The organism is Paraglaciecola aestuariivivens (genome assembly GCF_052983255.1).
The window spans coordinates 452,339-471,216 of record NZ_JBRKBA010000002.1; the positions used below are offsets into that span (position 1 = coordinate 452,339).

An 18,878-nucleotide genomic window follows, 5' to 3' on the forward strand; every position below is an offset into this window, starting at 1 on the left:
CTTCTTTTTATTGAATAAAAAGACACGCACTTTGTATATTTTAACAAGAGATCTGCATTCATTTGACTGGCAAACTTCACACTGAAACCTCTGTTTTAGATCAACAATTATTAGCGGCGCTAACTGAAAAGGTGCCTTTAAATCCATCCCAGAAAAATTTGGTTGAAAAAACAGCCAAAGATTTGGGCTGCTCTATTTCTCAGGCGGTTTCAAGACTGGCATTATGTGGTGAAGACACAGTATTCGAAACCATAGCTAATATAGTCGATTGGCCATTAGTGGCTAATGTTGCTGAGTGTCCAGACGCACACAATATTTTGATGTCATGTGTAGAACTAGGTCTAAACATAGACTGGTGTTTAGATCACAATGTGTTTTGCCTAGTTGATGGCGACAAAATGAAGGTGTATACCGATGATCCCACTGCTTTATTTGAATTAGAAGTGGTTAAAAATACTGCCGCTAAGCGCAGCATTGGGTGTTTTTTATTAACCCCAGCAATGTCGGCAAGTGTTAGCGACGATGTATCGCGAGAAAGAGCGGTATCAGAATTATTTGGTCAGGCGAATACCGATATTGCTGCTTTAGCCGAAGAAGCACCTGTGGTGAATTTGGTTAATAGTATTATTGAGCGGGCCATTCAAGCAGACAGTTCGGATATTCATATAGAAGCCGGTGCTAAAAATATGTTAGTGCGCTTTAGAGTTGACGGGCGCATGTCTGAATTTATGCAACAACCTATGGCTAGGTTTCCAGCTATTTCTTCTCGAATTAAATTGTTATCACAATTAGATATTGCAGAGCGAAGGTTGCCACAAGACGGACGTTTTACCGCACGCGCTGGGCAAAGTGAATATGATGTAAGGGTATCAACCGCGCCAGATGTGCATGGTGAGTCAATCGTTATGCGTTTGTTACCCAAAAAGCGTGATGAACTATCAATTGATGGTTTAGGTTTTGAAGATGACCACCTAAAGTTAATTCGAAACTGGGGCAAGTTAACAAATGGCATAGTGTTAGTGACAGGGCCGACTGGTTCGGGTAAATCTACCACTTTGTATGGTTTATTAGCCGATATAAAAACCGGTGCTGAAAAAATAGTTACGGTAGAAGATCCTGTTGAATACCAATTAGAGGGCATAACCCAAGTTCAAGCCAGGGCCGATATTGGTTATACCTTTGCTAAAGCCCTTCGTACATTCTTGAGACAAGATCCCGATGTGATTATGGTGGGGGAAATACGAGACAAAGAAACCGCTGATATTGCAGTGCAATCGTCTTTAACTGGGCATTTGGTTTTGTCTACCCTACACACTAACGATGCTTGTTCTGTGTTTCCTCGATTAAGTGATATAGGCGTGGCTCCTTATTTGGTGGCTGCCACTATACAAGGTGTGCAAGCTCAGCGTTTAGTTAGAAAACTTTGTAGCAAATGCAGCCAGCCTACCGACGCCCCAACCTTTATTACCAAACAACATACCCAAGGTAATTGGCGTAAACCCGTAGGCTGCAGTCATTGCCATGGCCGCGGTTTTAAAGGTCGAGTTGGGGTTTACGAAATGATTGAAGTTACAGCTAGTATGCGCGACTTAATTACCCAACAGGCACCTGTAGCCGAAATTAGAGAGATGGCCAGAAAAAATGGTTATCGCTCGTTACTAGACGACGGTCTGATTAAAGCGGCCAAAGGCATAACAAGCGTAGAAGAAGTATTAAGGGTATGTAGTATAGAAGAGCCAGAAACGTGAAGTACAAATATTCAGGCATTGAGCTTTCATCTAAACAAAGAGTAGAAGGTGAAATTGATGCCTTAAGTCATCAAGAAGCGGTTAGATTATTAGCAGATAAACGCATTGAAGCTTTTGCGGTAAACCAGCTAGAAGAACACCAAGGTAAAGGCAAAAAAGTGGTAGTGGCCGACTTGGTCATTCCATTACAAGAGCTCGCTACTTTAAGTGCCTCAGGCGTAGCTCTGATTGACGCAGTGCGAGCACTTTCAAAAAATAAAGAACACCCTAATCTCGCTAAAGGCTTTATGAAAATTGCTAGCCGCATTGAAGGGGGAAGTAGTCTATCTGAAGGGCTGCGCGAATCTGGCTTACCTTTTCCTAAATATGTTGAACATCTAGTAAGTGCTGGTGAATTAGGCGGCCAGTTGGCCATGGCCCTGAATAAAGCATCTGAACAATTAAACTACGAACAATCAGTTAAAAATGACATTCGCAGTGCGCTTACCTATCCACTGGTTTTAATTAGCGCCGGTTTAGGGGCAATGTTAATTATCTTTTTTGCTGTGGTTCCTAAGTTTAGTCATTTGCTCAATGATGATAAAGAGTTGCCAACATTAGCTTATATAGTATTAAGTGCAGGGCAATATGCTAACGAATCACCTTATACTATTTTAGCTTTTGTATTGGCCTTAGTGTTTGGTTTAGTTGTGATATTAACCAACCCCAAAGTGCAAAGCTGGTTAATGGATTTTGCTTTAGAATTGCCAGTGGTTGGTCCGTGGTTAGCAGAGCAAGACGCAGCAAGGTGGGCGTCATTATGTTCAGCAATGTTAACTGCAAAAGTGAATTTAGTTGCGGCATTAAAATTAGCCGCACAATCTTGCGAATTTACCAAACGCCGAAATCGCGCTCACACCATGATCAATGATGTTGAGGCCGGAGTGTCATTCACCGAAGCGTTAGAGCGGGCTAGGTTAGTGCCAAATACCTCTCTTAACTTGGTATCTGTAGGCGATAAAACCGGGCAACTCGCCGAAATGTTAAAGTCGGTTGCAGCATTGCACGATGCGTCTTGCAAAAGACGCATGAAGCAAGTGTTAACCTTAGTTGAGCCTATCGCCATTTTAGTAGTAGGCGCCATGTTAGGCGTGATTATATTAGGCGTAGTACTGGCCATTACCGCGTCAACTGATATCGCGATTTAGGCAATGAGAAAATAATGGATTCCTGCCTTCGCAGGAATGACGGAAAAAACATGAATGACGAAAAAACAGGAATGACAAAAGAAAGTTGATTTTGAATATCACAAATCTATCGTCATCCCTGCATGTAGTTAGCAGGGAACCATGCTTTTAGGCTGCTGTGTTTGGGGTAGGTGAATACATAATGGATTACTGCCTTCGCAGGAATGACGGAAATAAAGCAAGAATGACACAGGGAAGTTGATTTTAAATATCGCAAGCTTATCGTCATCCCTGCATGTAGTTAGCAGGGAACCATGCTTTTAGGTTGTTATGTTTGGTGTAGGTGAATAAACAACAGTGGATTCCTGCCTTCGCAGGAATGACGAAAAAAGCAGAAATGGCAAAAAAAAGCAGAAATGGCAAAAAAAATCAGGAATGATAAAAAAATAGTAGTGCCGAAAAAGGCCGCATGATCTAGATGCTATATATGACAGTTAGGCCCATGGAACTATGATTATTAGTAGTTTATTTCAAATAAAGGATTAATAAATTGAAAGCTCCAGTCGTTTATATACTTGCTAGTAAAAAGAACGGCACTTTGTACACAGGTGTAACCAGTGATTTAATTAAAAGAGTTTGGGAACATAAGAACAATTTAGTTAAAGGTTTCAGCCAAAAATATTCAATTCATTCTTTAGTATATTTTGAGCAACATACAGATATGTCAGAAGCGATTCTGCGAGAGAAACAAATAAAAAAATGGAAGCGAGCTTGGAAAGTCGCATTGATTGAAAAGAACAACCCACAATGGAATGATTTGTATCTGGATTTACTGTGAGCAGTGTAAATTGGATTCCTGCCTTCGCAGGAATGACGAAGGGAAGTTGATTTTGAATATCACAAGTCTATCGTCATCCCTGCATGTAGTAAGCAGGGAACCATGCTTTTGGGCTGTTATGTTTGGGGTAGGTGCATAAACAGTGGATTCCTGCCTTCGCAGGAATGACAAAAAAGAACAGGAATGACGGAAATAAAGCAGGAGTGACAAAGGGAAGTTGATTTTGAATATCACAAGTCTATCGTCATCCCTGCATGTAGTTAGCAGGGAACCATACTTATGGGCTGTTGTGTTTGGTGTAGGTGAATAAACAGTGGATTCCTGCCTTCGCAGGAATGACGGAAAAAGCTGGAATGACAAAAAGTACAGGAACGTCAAATAAAACAGTAATGGCGAAGTAAATAGATAAAAAACAATATATATAAATCAAAAAATAAAAAATTAATTTAAGAGGAATTATGAAAAAAAATCGTCAAGCGGGCTTTTCAATGATTGAGCTGCTAGTGGTGTTAGTAATTTTAGGTTTGTTGGCCGGTTTAGTGGGGCCACAGTTTTTTGGCAAAGTAGACAGTGCTAAAGTGCGTACGGCCGAAACGCAAATTAAAATGTTAAAAATGGCGTTGCAAACCTACCGCCTAGACGTAGGGCAGTATCCAAAAGATTTAGCCAGTTTAAGTAGTGCTCCCGCAGATGTGTCGGGTTTTTGGGATGGGCCTTATTTAGATGAAAAACTGCCAAAAGATCCTTGGAATAAAGACTATGTGTATCGTTTAGACTCAAGCGCTGAGCAAGGTTTTTATTTATATAGCTTAGGTGCTGATGGAGCCGAAGGCGGCGAAAACTTAAATGCTGATATAGGTTATGTTCCAAACAACTAAACCACTAAGCTTTGGTTTTTCTATGGTTGAACTGTTGGTCACTTTGGTTTTGTTAGGCCTAGTGGCCTCTTTTGTTGCACCCAATGTTAATACTTGGTTAAGCTCGCGCGATGCTGCTGCAACACGCATGGCAATTAGCAGCAAGTTAGCCATGTTACCTTTGCAAGTTAACCGTAAGGGTGAAGCGTTAACTATAACTAATGCTAGTCAGCTTGATTTGGCGCACATAGATATTGTTTTTGAGCAACCAATAGAAATTTTAGCCAATGGCTTTTGTATGGGAGGGGAGCTGAGTATTAATCAAAATCAAAGGGTGACCAAATTTGAGGTTTTGGCGCCTTATTGTGAGGTAGTACTTAGTGAAAACCAATAAGCGCGGTTTTTCATTGGTGGAAGCCATAGTGGCCTTGGTGGTATTAAGCTTAGTTTTTACCGCTGTGTGGGGCTGGTTTGGCACGGCAACTAAGTCAACCAATAAAATAGATGCTGCGGTTGCTTTGCCCGAAGTGTTTTCGCAGTTTTTAGTGCATCTAGAGTTAGAGCCTTTAAAGGACGTTCAGCAAGGTCAGGTTGTGGTGGGAGAGTATGTTATAAACTGGTCGTCGCAACCCATAAGGCAATCTGATCAAGAAAACTATCGTCGTCAGCCCGCTTGGATAGTTACCCTATTTTCTGTGCAAGGTGAGATCCTTAAAAACCAACAACTAGTCAGTGCCTTTAGCACTAAAACAGTTAGGCAGTGGCGTGATCCTAATTATGTTGAGCCACCAGGGTTTGATGAATGACAATAATCAAACCACAATCACCAGGCTTTACATTAATAGAAATGTTAGTGGTGTTAGTTATTTTAGGTATCACCACCACCTTATTAAGTGAAGGCTTGTCTAATACCTGGCGAAACTTTGAAAAACTAAGTTCGCGGGATTCGCTCTCTAGCACAGCGCAATTACCGGTAAATTGGTTTGCTCAAAGTGTCAGCGGAGCTGTTTTGTATCATCCTTATAATCCGGTGGTTCATGGCACAGATAATCGTTTTGAATTTATTAGTAACAATGTGCCGCACGATGCTAAACACATTCCTCAGTCTTTAACATGGTTTATACAAGCCGAACAAAACCTGTGGACATTAAGTTATCTAAGTGAATTTACTGCACAGCCAGTAAAAGTAAAACGCTTTTCACAACCCACTTATTTTGAGTATTTACAAGAGGGCAGCTGGCAAACAAGTTTTGCGCCTGAAGATTCTAGATTGCCACGAGCGGTTAGAATTAAAACTGGTGAACAAGTTTTTGTTATTGCACAGCCGAGTAGGCCAGAAATAGCTGATATGCCGCCTGAGCTACTATTATTTGGGCAGTACGAATTCTAATGGTTTGGCCTAACTTTACTTCTACTATATATAAGCAGCAAAAAGGCGCGGCTTTATTAGCTGTATTAGTTGTGGCTTTGGTTTTGGTAATACTAATGGGCGTGGCCTCAAGTTTATTGCAAAGTCGAATTCAATTAGCGCAAGACTCTAAAGATAGTTGGCAACAGCATGCGCAAATGTTTGCCAAGCGTAGCGAACTGATTTATTTACTGGCCACTCAACGCCATACAGTTGCGGGGGTGAGTCCAGGTAAATTCGTGCCCGAAATTGAACAACAAGAATTTGGGTTGTCCTTTTTACCGATAGGCGACGAAATTCGTACAGACGGGCATGAATATCAAGAAGAACCTGGATTAAAATATAGTATTCAAAATACTGCTGGCTTAATTGCTATTAATTCTCCTGATCAAACTTGGTTAAAAAGATGGTTTAAGTCTAAGGGTTTTACTCTTTCAGAACAGAATAAAATGGCCGATACCTTAGCCGATTATGCAGACCCAGATAATGTACGCAGAGCTTCAGGAGCTGAAGCTAGCCAATATCAAAACAGTCCGCATATCCAGCAAGCTCGAAATTTCCTATTACAATCCTGCAATGAATTATGGCGGGTACATAGTTGGCCATACGTATTAAATCGATACTCAAACTTTATTAACAGTTGCAGTACACGCAGAGGTGAGACGTTAAATCTTAATGCAGTGCCCAAACTATTGTGGAAAGTATTATGGCCTAATTCATTCGATAAAGTTTTTTCTAATAGACTAAAAAACCAATGGTTTACTGCTGCGGCAACAATTATTGAAGTGGAACCTAGCATTGCAACTGTAAATGATGATTACTACTCATTATTGGGGGGGCAGCGTTTTATACTAAGACTTAAAATGAATCGAGAATCTCATCAATATAAAATTAGACTTAGTGAGGGGCTTAATCAGCCATATGAATTAATTAATTAATTATGGGCATGTGTGGCGAATACTAGTTGATACCTGAATATTAAGGCCAATACCTTTAACTATGCCAATGGTATAAAAAAAGGGGCGAAATAGGCCTTAGGTGTTATTTTAAATATTGTGTAGCTAGTGTAATTGCTCTATATTGAGGTCTTCAATATTAACCTTTAGTAATTAAATATAATTTTTTGAAGCTAAGTTGGTGTTAATACTGATAAAAATAATATAAAAATGTTGATTACTACAATCTTGTGTTGTAGCTTATTAGGGGTCGTGTGGTGAATGATCACCGAGGACTTGGTGGCATTGGCCATACAAATTAAAAAACTATAGTTAATTACTCTTGCAGGAGTTTATAAATGTTAAACAAAAAATTACTAGCCGTAGCCGTTGCTACAGCTTTCTCAACAAATGTACTTGCAGACGATACTTTGGTTGATCCAGTTTATCCAGAGCTTGAAGTTGCTTCACAAAGCTTAACTGTTACTTCTGGTATGTACACGCTAACTGGTCAGACTGTTACGACTGATCTTGGTTTTTCTATCGGAAACGGTACAAGCAAGTATGTACGTTATGATCTTACTAACGGTGAGTTTAATACCATTACCTCATTAGCAGGTGGTGTTAACGTAACAGCTACTTTGTCAGCTGGTGGTGACGGTGAATCTTTCGCTATTTATGAAGTTGCAGCTGGTGCTAACTTAGCTCAAACTCACGATTTAGTGCTAACTTCAACTTTTGACCTAAGTTCTACTGCTAAAGCAACTATCAAGTATACGTTGTATGAAACTGCGCAGGACGCGGTTGACGCAGGTACTGGTTTGGCGACTGATTCTGGCGATTTGGCAGAAGTTTCTGACGGTATGACTGGTACTTTCGCTACTAAAGTTGCTCTTACAGCGTTAGTTGCAGAAGACTTCAAACAGTTCACTGGTCCTACTTACACTGGCGTTATGGGTGCAACTGATACTGACGACCTAATTACAGCTGGATTAGTTAACTCAGCTGGTGCTGCTTGGACAGCTGCTAACATTGACAATGCTGCAACTGAAGTTACTTTCTCTGGAAACTTTACTTTCGGTACTTGGACTTACGGTGCTGATCAATGGGGTTATGACGCAGATGGTGATCTAGTTGTTGTTGCTGGTACTCCTACAATAAACACTGACGGAACTGTTACAGTTGATTATGTTCAAGGTGAAACTCTTGACGTAACAACTGGTGATGCTACTGCTGCTGATGTTGCTCTTAAAGGTAGCTACTCAGCTATGCTTGACGGCTTATCATACACCATCGGTACTGCTGCTGATTTCTCTGCAACTGAAACTATTGGTTCAATTGTTTATGATACAACAGCTATTGTAGTTCCTTATCTAACTACTTTCGCTTCATATAACCAGCGTCTATACATTGTTAACTCTGGTTCTCAAGATGCAAGCTACACAACTTCATTCGTAAGTGAAGCCGGTGTGACTGCAACTGCTGGAACTAAGGCTACTGGTGTAGTCCCAGCTGGTGAAATGGTTACTATTAAAGCTACTGACCTTGTTACTTTAACCGGTAAGACTCGTACTTCAGCTACAATTGAAATTGAAGCTGAGTTAGATAATATTCTAGCTACAAGTCAGACTGTTAACTTGACTAACAGTGGTACTGATACAACAGTATTAGAAGTTAAATAATATTAATTAGTTAGTTAATTAATTTGAACCCCTGCATTTATGCAGGGGTTTTTTTTTGGCAAATTTTCAATGATAATAACTGCTATAAGTAAGTTAACTTTACGAGTGGGCTTAATTTTAAACTTTTATAGTGGTTATAATTAAAATTAGGGAATTATATTGAAAACTGGAATCTCTTTATTGGGGGCTATACTTGTTAGCTTTGTCACGTCAATTCAAGCGGCGCCTTTTGAGCTTGCTACTACAGAAAGTCTAAAATTTGCTAAAGTAGCGTTAACTGATGCTGATTATAATAATGATGGTCATGTTGTTATAAGTAATAGTACAGATGTACTCGATTTGGTTTTTGCTGCGGGTTTCGGCCTTTCTACCGACCATCGTTATATTCGAATAGACATAATAAATGGTGCATTTAATACCAACTTTCCTGCTTCTGGTATTAGTAGCAGCTTGAGCTACGACTCTAGATTAGTGTCGGGTGGCGCGATTGGCGATCAAAGTTTAATTATTGAAATTTCCGCGAACCCAGCTATTGGACCTGATACTTTATTAACTTTAGAAAATAATTCGTTTTTATGGTTTGACATTGATCAACCCATTGAAGTGCACTATAGGTTGTATGATACTGCCACTGCAGCGGTAAATGAAGGTAACTATTTATCTAATATACAAAGCACCTTGGCTACCTTTAATGATGCAATAGGCGATAAGTATGTGCGTTCTTTTACTCACAAAGTCGGTATAGGTCACGACTTTTTAAGGTTTAATTCAACCTTTCGCTCTCCTGCTACTTTTTCTTTAGGAGACGCCAATGAAACGTTAGCTTCGGTCGCTAAAATCCTATTTAATCAACTTATATTAGAAGACGTGTTATTGGCCTCAACATCTGAACCTATTAATGATTTTAGGTTACTTATTCCAACAATTGATACTGCTAGTGATACTGTAAGTTTAAATGGAGATTTCTCTACAGCACGTTATTTTTTAAACCAAGACGATGATTGCTCAGGCACAAGTTTAGAGTTAGCAGCTTATTCTAGTGACAGGGTTGTTATGCTAAGTATCGATGACTTAGTTGACCATCCTGTTTTTTGTATTGCGGCAGAAAGTAACGAAATTGCAATCCAACGTTCAGCCTACCAAATAGATTTAGATATTGGTGTAGAGGCAAAGTTATTTGGCGAAGTTGTTTATGACGCAGCAACTATTGTTTTGCCTTACATAACAGGATACACAGGTTATAGACAAAGAATTTTATTAGTTAACCATGCTGGTTACGATGTTAAATACTTTACTGAATTTACAGCTGAAGAATCTGTAGAAGGTAACTATATTGTTAATGATGTGTCTAAAGGAATCATTTCTGCTGGCAGTACGTTAAAAATAAATGCACAAGATCTAGTGACAATTAATGAGGGTGTACCTAGCCGAGTCAGTGCGCGTATATTTGTAGATGCTAAACCAAAAGACATTTCTGCTGCAGTTCAAATTTTATCTCTAGGGAGTGAATTACCGCCTCATACTAATGTTCTTGAAGTTATTGAATATTAGTAGTTGGTATGTCAAACAACAGCCTGCTAATAACAGGTATTCCACGCTCAGGCACCACACTATGTTGTAAGTTGCTTAACCAACATCAACATGTGGTTGCCTTGCATGAGCCAATCGATCCGGCCAACTTAGCTGAAAATTGTTTGGCTAGCTTGGCGGTGGAGCAAATTGCTCAACAAATTGCTGAATTGGATCATGCCATTGAGAATGGCTTGCCTTTTACTCATGGTGATAAAGGTGGCTTAACTATTGAAAACCCAGTTGGTTTACAAACCAGCCAGGGGGTTAGGCAAGTTGTTGCTGCTAGAGGTAAAATTCAGCTGCCCGCGCGTCAAGCGGGTAGCTATCAATTGGTTGTTAAACAAAATGCCTTGTTCACCGCTTTGTTAACTGAATTATCTGCTCAGTTTAAAATGCTCTGTATCGTACGTAACCCTGTTGATGTGTTGCTTTCATGGCTTACAGTGGATTTGCCGGTTAATAGTGGGCATATACCCGCAGGGGAGCGATTTGACCCTAAATTAAAAGCTGCCTTAGCTGAGCCTGATTGTTTAACTAGGCAGTTAATTATTTACCAATGGTTTATGCAGCGTTTTTTAGCTAGCGGTTTACCCATAATTAAGTACGAAGATGTCATAGCAAGTGGTGGGGCTGTGTTAGATAAGGCTTTGGACCTGCAACCTATGGCGCGTGAAACCTTATCTAAACAAGAACGGCATTTTGATACAAAAGTTTTGCACACTTTAGGCGAGGCGACAGACAGATTAGTGAAGTTAGATTGCAGCGCGCTTTATTCTCAAGCAGATATTAAACAAGCTTTAGATGCCGTAGGGGTCTAGCAGAGTAGGGTTAAGCATCTATGGTTTGTTGCCAACGCTTAGGGGTTTCTCTGCGTAAGATAAAATATAAACGCGCGTAAAGTCTGGCTAAAAACTCGGTTTTACAATGTTTAGGCTTTTCACTTACAAACACTTGTTTGCTGGGAATACATTGGTTAGCTAAGCCCAAAAAATTAAAGATATTATTCAGCGTTTGGTTATGCTGATTTTTTAACTCTTGTTGGTGCACCACCCATACTTGTTCTTTGGGCACTATGGCAAAAAGCTGCTTTAGCTGTTTGTGGTAACAACCACGGCTAAGATAAGAATGAGTACGGTATGGTGAGTCTATATCCCAAGCGGGAGGTTGATTTATCCCTTTTAGGCGAAAGGGCTCTAACAAAAATGCCATTAGCATATTTCTGTGTTCGTAGTCGCGCCCAAGCTCCATATAATATTGCGACACCGCACGCTCTACTGGATCACGTAACACCACAATAAATTTAGCCTTAGGATTATATTGATAGCAGGCTTGAATAAACTCAGGTCTAAACATTGTGATAGGGGTGGCATCACATATTATCGATTGGTTTTGATATTTTGACAGTTTTGTTTGGTATAGTTGTTCGGCAAAGGCTTGTTTGTTGCTTTGTTGGTTAAATAATAGATGATCAAACACGTGGGCTTCTTTACCATCTACTAGGTAAATGTCGGGGTGTTGATTCAAAAAGCTTGCTAAAGCTGTGGTGCCGGCTTTTTGTACACCAATAATATGTAAGTTAACCAAAATTATACTGCAACTTGTACCTAGGTAAGCGTGAGCCGTTTAAACTATCGAAAAAAGCCTTAATTGTCATTAGCTATTGCTTGTTGTAGGAATTTAAATTTGCTTGATAAACGAGTATCTTTTCACCGCGAATACAGCTCTTATACAGGAGGGCATCAAAAGGTATTTGATTATCTTAATCATACTAAAAGCTGCCAGGGGTATGCCGCTAGCTTGTATGTAATCAAGTCTTCAAAAGTGAATCCGCATTTATTTGATGATGTAGAGGGAGTAGAATATACCCCAACTTATCGCCCAGACCTTGCCGACATCGCTTTTTTAGCGGGCATGGATTGGCAAGCCTATCAAGCTTTTTATTCGCCTAATCAAATTAAAATTAATTTAATTCAACATGTTAGGCATGCAGATAATAGCCAGCCTTTATTTCAATTTTTACAGCATAAAGCCATTAGAATTTGTGTATCAGAAGCGGTGAAAGAGGCCATCGAACCTTATGCCAACGGCCCTTGTTTTGTTATTAAAATGGGGCACGACATTCCTAAACTTAAATTAGCCAAACACTATGATTTATATATTTTGGCCACTAAACAACCCGAATTAGGTAGGCAGCTGTATGAATGGGCAAATAAAATTGGGTTAAAAGTATTGATCCATGACAAAGCCACAGAGCGCGAGCAAGTATATCAAGCAATGGCGCAAAGTAAGGTTGCCATACCCTTGCCACATAATACCGAAGGTTTTTTTCTGCCTGGCATCGAAGCTATGGCGCTAGCAGATTGGGCTGTGGTGCCCGATTGTGTGGCAAGTCGCGAATATAGCCATAACTGGGCGAATGTTAGTTCATGTGAGCTTAATTTATTCTCTTGCAAACAAGCAATCGAACATGCCCTTAAGAAAACCCAAAGCTGGACTTTATCTATGCATCAATGGCGTGGTCAAGCAATAGTGAGTCAATACAACCTTCAGCAAGAGCGGTTAAGTTTTCATCAAATATTAACTCAGGTAGAGGACGTCTGGTAACAAGCAAAAGTTTTTTATGAAACCAGTGAAAGATCATTGCTAGAGTCGTTATTTAGCCTGTGGTAGGATCGCCAGTTGATTTTATACATCACAAATTTTTCAAGTTATCGCTTAAACTGGGTTTGCCCAAGGTAAAAATAATTAGAATGAAGGATTGGACATTGCTTAAGAAAATAGCGAAAAAGATCTTGGGGAAACCTTCCTCAGCAAGACAGCCTTATACCATAGATATTGTTACTCCTACGCCAGACGGTTTTACCGTAGCCGGTTGGTACTTTGACCATGCTTATACCGACGTAGCCATTACAGACTTAGAGGGTAAGAGAGCAAAATTCACTTCACAAACCCTCGAACGCTTAGATGTTTTAGCTGCTACAGGAAAAAAAGCCCACGGCTTTACCCTAAATTGTTTTACAACTGAATCTGTAGCCGACTTTAAACTTGAGTTCAGTAGTAACACTGGGCAAAAAACGGCAGTAGAGATCACCTCAAAAGATAAAGAAAAAGTCTTGGCCGATTTTGCCAACCTAGATGCCTCAGATACTGCCCATTCAGCGTTTAAGGCTGTGGTAGAAACCGCACTGTATGATCAAGAATCCTTGTTTTTGTCGGGCTGGGTATTAGATTCTGGCAATTTGCAAAGTGTTTCTTTTGAAGATGGTGGTAGCACTTATGTTGCCGAAGCAAAAGACATTTTACGTTATGGCCGTAATGATGTAGCCGAAGCTTTTGTTGATGAAGCCAAGTCAACTAAGCAACATGGATTGACTTTACGTATTGCCCTTGATGAGCCTATTCCTGAAAGACGTCTTAAGAAAATAAAAATTACCTTTAAAGTTAATGAGCAAGAGGCAAGTGTATCTTTGCCTAAGTTATATACCTTGGCCAATAATCCAGTGATGAATGTCAAGCGAGTAATGCATGGTTGGAACATCCACAATAAAAAGCATTTAGACCTGTGCAGCACTGTTATTCAACCATTAGTTAAAAATATTTTTCCTGCAGACAAAACCACAGCCTCTACACGAGTGGATTTTGGGCGGGTAGATAATCCTAAAGCCACAGTGATCATTCCTTTGTATGGCCGTTACGACTTTATGCGTTATCAGCTATCTAATTTTTCGCGTTTTGGCTCATTGAAAGATTATGAAGTACTGTATGTGGTTGACGATCCTAAAATTGCCAATGCGGTAAATAAACTGGCAATAGAATTAAGTATAGTGTTTAGTCAGCCTTTTTCGGTTATTACCTTAGCTGAAAATATGGGCTTTGGCGGCGCCAATAATATTGGGGTGAAACATGCCAACAGCGACAAACTCATTTTATTAAACTCAGACGTACTGCCCAAAGACAGTGAATGGGCCAACAAAATGATTGCGCAAATTGATAAAGCTGCAAACATTGGTGTAGTAGGGGCAAGGTTGCTGTTTGAAGACAATTCGATTCAGCACGATGGCATGGCTCCTATGCAATTAAAACAATACCCAGGCTTATTACTAAACGATCATCCCAACAAAGGCTGGCCTATTAGTTTATCTAAAAACAAGGCAGAAGTTGCAGATTGTCCACTATTAACTGCAGCCTGTATTGCTATTTCTAAGTCTTTATATGAGCAAGTAGGCGGCTTTGATCCAGCATATGTGCTGGGAGACTTCGAAGACTCTGATTTGTGTTTAAAAGTGTTAGAAGCAGGTAAGCGCAATGTGATTTGCCGCGATGTTGAGCTGAACCATTTAGAGCGTCAATCGCAAAACCTTGTAGAAGCAGGCGATTGGAAGCATAAATTAACTATTTACAACGCTATTACCTATAACCAAAGGTGGGCAGCAAAATTAAACCAACTTTTTGACTTAGGTAAGGGCGAATAATCATCATGTATAAAGTACTCTTTTTATCTCATGGGCACCCTGATCTAAGCAAAGGCGGAGCCGAAGTAGCCAGCTGGAATTTGTTTGAAGCTTTAAAAGAGCAAGGCTTTGAATGTATGTACGTGGCGCGCACCGATGGACAATCTCATGGCGGTTCGACCTTTTCGATCAGAGCTCAAGATCAAGTGTTGTTTCACACCGGCATGACAGATTGGTTTAATTTAAGTTCGAGTAATGTAAAACACTTATTTACTGATTTAAGCGAGCTGGTGAGTGGTTTTGAACCCGATATCATTCATATTCATCATTATGCTCACATTGGCATAGAAGTGTTAGCTGCGCTCAGACAAGCCGCGCCTAAGGCAAAAATTGTTTTTACTATTCATGAGTTTATGGCCATATGTATGCACAATGGGCAAATGGTAAAAAACCGCACCTTAAAGTTGTGTTATAAATCTAACGAAAATGACTGCCACGATTGTTATCCGCAACATTCTCCTGCCGATCATTTTTTACGTAAGCAATATTTGTTAGATCAATTTGCTCATGTGGATTGTTTTGTTTCGCCCAGTCAGTTTTTAGCCCAAAGATACATAGAATGGGGGCTAGAGAGTCACAAAATGCAAGTGATTGAGAACGTACTACCGGCCACGCCTAAGCTTGCCCCTCGCAGTTTAGCAGAAGGAGAAAAGCGTAGACGTTTTGCATTTTTTGGCCAAGTGAATCCTTATAAAGGTGTCGATATTTTATTAGAGGCATTTTTAAAGTTGCCGCCAGAGGTGCTACACACAGTTTCATTGGATATTCACGGTGCCAATCTTGATAAACAAACAGGCGAGCTAAAAGAAAAAGTGGCGGCCTTGCTTGAACGCCTTGGTGGCACAGTCACTATGCGTGGCTCTTACGAATCTCATCAGCTATCTGGTTTATTAGAAGAATGTGACTGGGTGGTTATCCCTTCTATTTGGTGGGAAAACTCGCCAGTGGTGATCCAAGAAGCCATTGCCCATGGTCGTCCATTAATTGGAGCCAATATTGGTGGCATGAAAGAAAAAATAGAAGGCATTGCAGGGTTAACCTTTGATGCCCGAAGTTCGTCTTCGTTGGCCAATAAAATTCAACAAGCCATGCAGCCTGAGTGTTTTAACCATTGGGTAAGTCAATTAAATGGTAACAGTGCTGCCTTAGCTCAACATATTGAGTTACTTGACCAACTTGTTGGCCCTAAATAGTAATGCATAGCCAATCCTCAATAGATATCGACTTTGTTAAACCTTGGCTTGTTGAACATGGGTTTTGTCTATTTAAAGGTTTAGTTGATAACGCACCTTTAGCGCTTGAGGTTAATCTTGATTGCCGCTTTCTGCGTTTTCAACTTCAGGGTTTAACCAGCTTTAATCTAGATAAACTGATAGTTAAAGACAAAGATGGCTTAAACCTAGTTGAGCATGCCGATATCTTTGTTAGCTCGATCTACGAAGACCAAGCTAGGTTTGACGGGCAACGTTTAATTCATGGCCGTCCTACTGGTGGGGTAAACTTTCATTCCAAGCGAGAAACTGATCCTTGGATAGTTTTAGATTTTAAGCAGCTTAAATCCATTGCCAAGATAGAAGTATATAATCGCAACGATCAGTTTTTTCATCGTGCTTTATCGCTGGTGGTGTCGCATGCTAACGATCTACAAGAATGGCAGCTTGTGTTTAACAACCTAGCTTATAAACACTCAGCCGATTATTTAGCCCTAACGCAATCAGAGCAGGCCTTAATTGATTGTGGGGCCTTAGATATTAGCGCAATAAAAAAGTGTATACAGCAGTGTGAAAAAGAAGCAGATAAAGAGTCTGCTTTGGCCTATTTAAAAGCAGCAAATGCACTACTTTCTGAGCACCAACTAGCCTTAGGGCCGCACGGTTTAACTCAAACCTTTGATTTAAAATCTGAACAACAAAAAGCCTTAATATATTCGCGCTTAGAAAGGTTTTTAGTTGAATTAAATCAAGAGTTTGGAGTTGATGCCTTTGTCTCATCTGGCACTTTATTAGGCTTTGTTCGCCATGGCGAGTTGCTTGGTCACGATGATGACTTAGATGTGTGTTATATCAGCAAGGCCAAGTCACCTGAGGCTATTTTGCAAGAAAGAGAGGCGATTATTGGCTTTCTCACAAACAAACATTATCGAGTTAGCCACTCTGATGTTGCGCACTTATGGGTACATACGCCAGATAATCTAGTGATTGATTTATTCACAGGTTGGATAGACGAGAATAAATGCTTAATGAATCCGCTGCCTTTACCTGGAGTAGCGGTTGAAGATGTTTTACCAGTACAGACCATGAAAAGTCATGGCCACACTATTAGGCTACCTGCTGATCCAGAAGCACTGATGGAACTGAATTACGGCAAAGGTTGGAAAACACCTGACCCTTTATGGAAATTTGACTGGAGTCATGCGCGAAAACTGTATGACTTTTTATATTTTGGATAATCAATGAAAACAATCATTACTTTTGGCACCTTTGACGTATTTCACGTTGGCCATGTTAACTTATTACAACGCGCCGCATCTATGGGCGACAGGTTGTTTGTAGGGGTTTCAACCGACGCTTTAAACTTTAGTAAAAAGCAACGCTACCCTGTTTATAATCAAAATGATCGAATGAAAATTATCAATGGTCTGCGTTATGTGAATTTGTGTTTTGAAGAAGAGTCTTTGGACTTAAAGAGGCATTATATCGAACATTACAATGCCGATGTGTTAGTGATGGGGGACGACTGGAAAGGCAAGTTTGACGAGTTTTCGGATATTTGCGAAGTGGTTTACCTTGAAAGAACCCCATCTGTGTCTACTACTCAACTTATTGAAGTAATTTCTTCATCAGAACAATAAAGGTTTTTGTGGCTTAGCCAAAAAATTCCGATAAATATCAAGAGCAATATGACAATTAATAATTTACACCTAGAACATGGTTTTAGCGTTTTTAAAGGTAAAAAGAGTGGCAGCCCTTTAACTCTTGATAGGTCGTTAAAAGCACGCTTCATCAAGTTCTCTTTACAAGCAAAGATGTGTTTGCACTTAGATAAAATTCAAGTGTTCGACCAAGAGGGTAATAACATAGCGTTAAATTCCCTTACCTTGGTTAGCTCAATGTACAACGATAACGAAAAGTACAATGGCCAAGCTGTGGTTAATGGCGACCCCAAAGGGGGCTGTGGACACCATACAAAAACTGAAATTAATCCTTGGTTAATCATAGATTTAAAAAAGCCCTGTGATATTGCCAAAATTGTTGTGTTTAACCGCGATGATGCCTTTTATCATAGAGCCCTTAGTTTAGTTATTACTGCTTCTAATGATTTAAACCATTGGGATACAGTGTTCGACAATTATGCGTATAAACTAACCGACACTTACTTAGGCTTACCCTACCAAGAACAATGTTTATTAAATTGTGCGGCATTAGAAATAGAGCCTCTTAGAAAGCTGATTAAACAATTAAATGACCAAGGCGATAATGAGCAAGCCGTGGCACTGTTAGCTAAAGGAAACGAAGCCTTAGCGCCCTATAACCTTTCTATTGGTCCTCATGGCTTAACCCGCACCTTTGCTATTCGTTCTGACTCAGAAAAAGACAAAGCCTATTTAGCTTTAAGTAGCTTATTAAATATTCTTACCCATGAGTTTGGCACCCCAGCTTTTGCTTCATCTGGTACTTTGTTAGGTTTAGTGCGCGAAGGACAGTTTTTAGGTCACGATGATGATTTAGATATTTGTTACATCAGTCAGCAAACAGAAGAACATCAAATTTTAAAAGAGCGCCAACAATTAAGCGATTTTTTAAATGCCAATGGCTATAAAGTGTCTAATTCAAATGTGGCTCATTTGTGGTGTAAAACGCCTCAGGGTATGACAATTGATATTTTTACTGGCTGGCTAGAAGGAGAGCGTTGCATTATGAATCCTTTGGCGCGCAATGGTGTGCCTAAAGACTCAGTATTGCCGCTTAAAACTCAAGATTGCAATGGCTTTGCCATACAAATACCTCAAGTGCCGGTTGATTTGTTAGAGCACAACTATGGCAAAAACTGGCAGAAACCCGATCCCTTATGGGTATTTGATTGGGGCCATGCTCGTAAAGCCTACGACTTTTTGTACTTCTAACTAAGTAGAGTCAAGGCTTAGCTTGACTCTGCCTTATC

The 18,878-nt window shown here is 40.0% G+C and carries 18 protein-coding genes; 17 read left to right on the plus strand and 1 reads right to left on the minus strand.

Annotated elements, in window-relative coordinates:
• The first annotated feature begins 62 nt into the window (after positions 1 to 62).
• The 11 genes from ACVCDT_RS04895 (at position 63) to ACVCDT_RS04945 (ending at position 11,024) form a co-directional block, all read left to right on the plus strand.
• On the plus strand, positions 63 to 1,748 hold the full coding sequence (locus ACVCDT_RS04895; protein WP_447131629.1) for a GspE/PulE family protein: 1,686 nt from the start codon (positions 63 to 65) through the stop codon (positions 1,746 to 1,748).
• Positions 1,745 to 2,935: a type II secretion system F family protein gene (locus tag ACVCDT_RS04900; RefSeq protein ID WP_447131630.1), complete on the plus strand. Its 1,191-nt coding sequence runs from the start codon at positions 1,745 to 1,747 to the stop codon at positions 2,933 to 2,935. The genes ACVCDT_RS04895 and ACVCDT_RS04900 overlap by 4 nt, the downstream gene beginning before the upstream one ends.
• 529 nt (positions 2,936 to 3,464) lie before the next feature.
• Complete coding sequence (locus tag ACVCDT_RS04905) at positions 3,465 to 3,752, plus strand: GIY-YIG nuclease family protein (RefSeq protein ID WP_447131631.1); 288 nt, start codon at positions 3,465 to 3,467, stop codon at positions 3,750 to 3,752.
• A 458-nt stretch (positions 3,753 to 4,210) separates the two neighbouring features.
• Positions 4,211 to 4,630, plus strand: coding sequence for a type II secretion system major pseudopilin GspG (gspG, locus tag ACVCDT_RS04910; protein WP_447131632.1), 420 nt, complete (start codon positions 4,211 to 4,213; stop codon positions 4,628 to 4,630).
• A complete protein-coding gene (locus tag ACVCDT_RS04915) occupies positions 4,614 to 5,003 on the plus strand; it encodes a prepilin-type N-terminal cleavage/methylation domain-containing protein (RefSeq protein WP_447131633.1) in 390 nt (129 codons plus the stop codon). The genes gspG and ACVCDT_RS04915 overlap by 17 nt, the downstream gene beginning before the upstream one ends.
• The gene (locus tag ACVCDT_RS04920; RefSeq protein WP_447131634.1) at positions 4,990 to 5,415 is read left to right on the plus strand and encodes a prepilin-type N-terminal cleavage/methylation domain-containing protein; all 426 of its coding nucleotides are present in this window, start codon (positions 4,990 to 4,992) and stop codon (positions 5,413 to 5,415) included. Before ACVCDT_RS04915 ends, ACVCDT_RS04920 begins: the two co-directional genes overlap by 14 nt.
• Complete coding sequence (locus ACVCDT_RS04925; protein WP_447131635.1) at positions 5,412 to 5,999, plus strand: PulJ/GspJ family protein; 588 nt, start codon at positions 5,412 to 5,414, stop codon at positions 5,997 to 5,999. Before ACVCDT_RS04920 ends, ACVCDT_RS04925 begins: the two co-directional genes overlap by 4 nt.
• Positions 5,999 to 6,955 carry a hypothetical protein gene (locus tag ACVCDT_RS04930; RefSeq protein WP_447131636.1) on the plus strand — a complete coding sequence of 319 codons (957 nt, stop codon included), beginning with the start codon at positions 5,999 to 6,001 and terminating at the stop codon, positions 6,953 to 6,955. Before ACVCDT_RS04925 ends, ACVCDT_RS04930 begins: the two co-directional genes overlap by 1 nt.
• Positions 6,956 to 7,311: 356 nt before the next feature.
• Positions 7,312 to 8,634, plus strand: a complete 1,323-nt coding sequence (locus tag ACVCDT_RS04935; protein WP_447131637.1) for a Slr4 family S-layer protein — start codon at positions 7,312 to 7,314, stop codon at positions 8,632 to 8,634.
• Between the two features lie 159 nt (positions 8,635 to 8,793).
• Positions 8,794 to 10,185, plus strand: coding sequence for a hypothetical protein (locus ACVCDT_RS04940; RefSeq protein WP_447131638.1), 1,392 nt, complete (start codon positions 8,794 to 8,796; stop codon positions 10,183 to 10,185).
• 8 nt (positions 10,186 to 10,193) lie between these two features.
• On the plus strand, positions 10,194 to 11,024 hold the full coding sequence (locus ACVCDT_RS04945) for a sulfotransferase domain-containing protein (RefSeq protein WP_447131639.1): 831 nt from the start codon (positions 10,194 to 10,196) through the stop codon (positions 11,022 to 11,024).
• Between the two features lie 10 nt (positions 11,025 to 11,034).
• Here ACVCDT_RS04945 and ACVCDT_RS04950 read toward each other — a convergent pair whose 3' ends face one another.
• Positions 11,035 to 11,790 (minus strand): sulfotransferase family protein, encoded by a 756-nt coding sequence (locus ACVCDT_RS04950; RefSeq protein WP_447131640.1) that lies wholly within the window; start codon positions 11,788 to 11,790, stop codon positions 11,035 to 11,037.
• A 99-nt stretch (positions 11,791 to 11,889) separates the two neighbouring features.
• On the opposite strand from ACVCDT_RS04950, the gene ACVCDT_RS04955 reads away from it, so the two are divergent.
• The 6 genes from ACVCDT_RS04955 to ACVCDT_RS04980 all read left to right on the plus strand — a co-directional run bounded on the left by ACVCDT_RS04955 (position 11,890) and on the right by ACVCDT_RS04980 (position 18,840).
• Positions 11,890 to 12,810, plus strand: coding sequence for a hypothetical protein (locus ACVCDT_RS04955; RefSeq protein WP_447131641.1), 921 nt, complete (start codon positions 11,890 to 11,892; stop codon positions 12,808 to 12,810).
• A gap of 161 nt (positions 12,811 to 12,971) precedes the next feature.
• Positions 12,972 to 14,678, plus strand: a complete 1,707-nt coding sequence (locus ACVCDT_RS04960) for a glycosyltransferase family 2 protein (protein WP_447131642.1) — start codon at positions 12,972 to 12,974, stop codon at positions 14,676 to 14,678.
• 5 nt (positions 14,679 to 14,683) lie between these two features.
• Positions 14,684 to 15,910 carry a glycosyltransferase gene (locus tag ACVCDT_RS04965; RefSeq protein WP_447131643.1) on the plus strand — a complete coding sequence of 409 codons (1,227 nt, stop codon included), beginning with the start codon at positions 14,684 to 14,686 and terminating at the stop codon, positions 15,908 to 15,910.
• A gap of 2 nt (positions 15,911 to 15,912) precedes the next feature.
• Complete coding sequence (locus tag ACVCDT_RS04970) at positions 15,913 to 17,166, plus strand: discoidin domain-containing protein (protein WP_447131644.1); 1,254 nt, start codon at positions 15,913 to 15,915, stop codon at positions 17,164 to 17,166.
• A gap of 3 nt (positions 17,167 to 17,169) precedes the next feature.
• Positions 17,170 to 17,568, plus strand: coding sequence for an FAD synthase family protein (locus tag ACVCDT_RS04975; protein WP_447131645.1), 399 nt, complete (start codon positions 17,170 to 17,172; stop codon positions 17,566 to 17,568).
• Between the two features lie 48 nt (positions 17,569 to 17,616).
• Positions 17,617 to 18,840: a discoidin domain-containing protein gene (locus ACVCDT_RS04980; RefSeq protein WP_447131646.1), complete on the plus strand. Its 1,224-nt coding sequence runs from the start codon at positions 17,617 to 17,619 to the stop codon at positions 18,838 to 18,840.
• Positions 18,841 to 18,878 lie beyond the last annotated feature (38 nt).

Bases quoted from the DNA above. Each gene is read 5' to 3' on its own strand.
- gspG (WP_447131632.1), top strand. From the start codon at position 4,211: ATGAAAAAAAATCGTCAAGCGGGCTTTTCAATGATTGAGCTGCTAGTG.
- ACVCDT_RS04915 (WP_447131633.1), top strand. From the start codon at position 4,614: ATGTTCCAAACAACTAAACCACTAAGCTTTGGTTTTTCTATGGTTGAA.
- ACVCDT_RS04925 (WP_447131635.1), top strand. From the start codon at position 5,412: ATGACAATAATCAAACCACAATCACCAGGCTTTACATTAATAGAAATG.
- ACVCDT_RS04930 (WP_447131636.1), top strand. From the start codon at position 5,999: ATGGTTTGGCCTAACTTTACTTCTACTATATATAAGCAGCAAAAAGGC.
- ACVCDT_RS04935 (WP_447131637.1), top strand. From the start codon at position 7,312: ATGTTAAACAAAAAATTACTAGCCGTAGCCGTTGCTACAGCTTTCTCA.
- ACVCDT_RS04945 (WP_447131639.1), top strand. From the start codon at position 10,194: ATGTCAAACAACAGCCTGCTAATAACAGGTATTCCACGCTCAGGCACC.
- ACVCDT_RS04965 (WP_447131643.1), top strand. From the start codon at position 14,684: ATGTATAAAGTACTCTTTTTATCTCATGGGCACCCTGATCTAAGCAAA.
- ACVCDT_RS04970 (WP_447131644.1), top strand. From the start codon at position 15,913: ATGCATAGCCAATCCTCAATAGATATCGACTTTGTTAAACCTTGGCTT.
- ACVCDT_RS04975 (WP_447131645.1), top strand. From the start codon at position 17,170: ATGAAAACAATCATTACTTTTGGCACCTTTGACGTATTTCACGTTGGC.
- ACVCDT_RS04980 (WP_447131646.1), top strand. From the start codon at position 17,617: ATGACAATTAATAATTTACACCTAGAACATGGTTTTAGCGTTTTTAAA.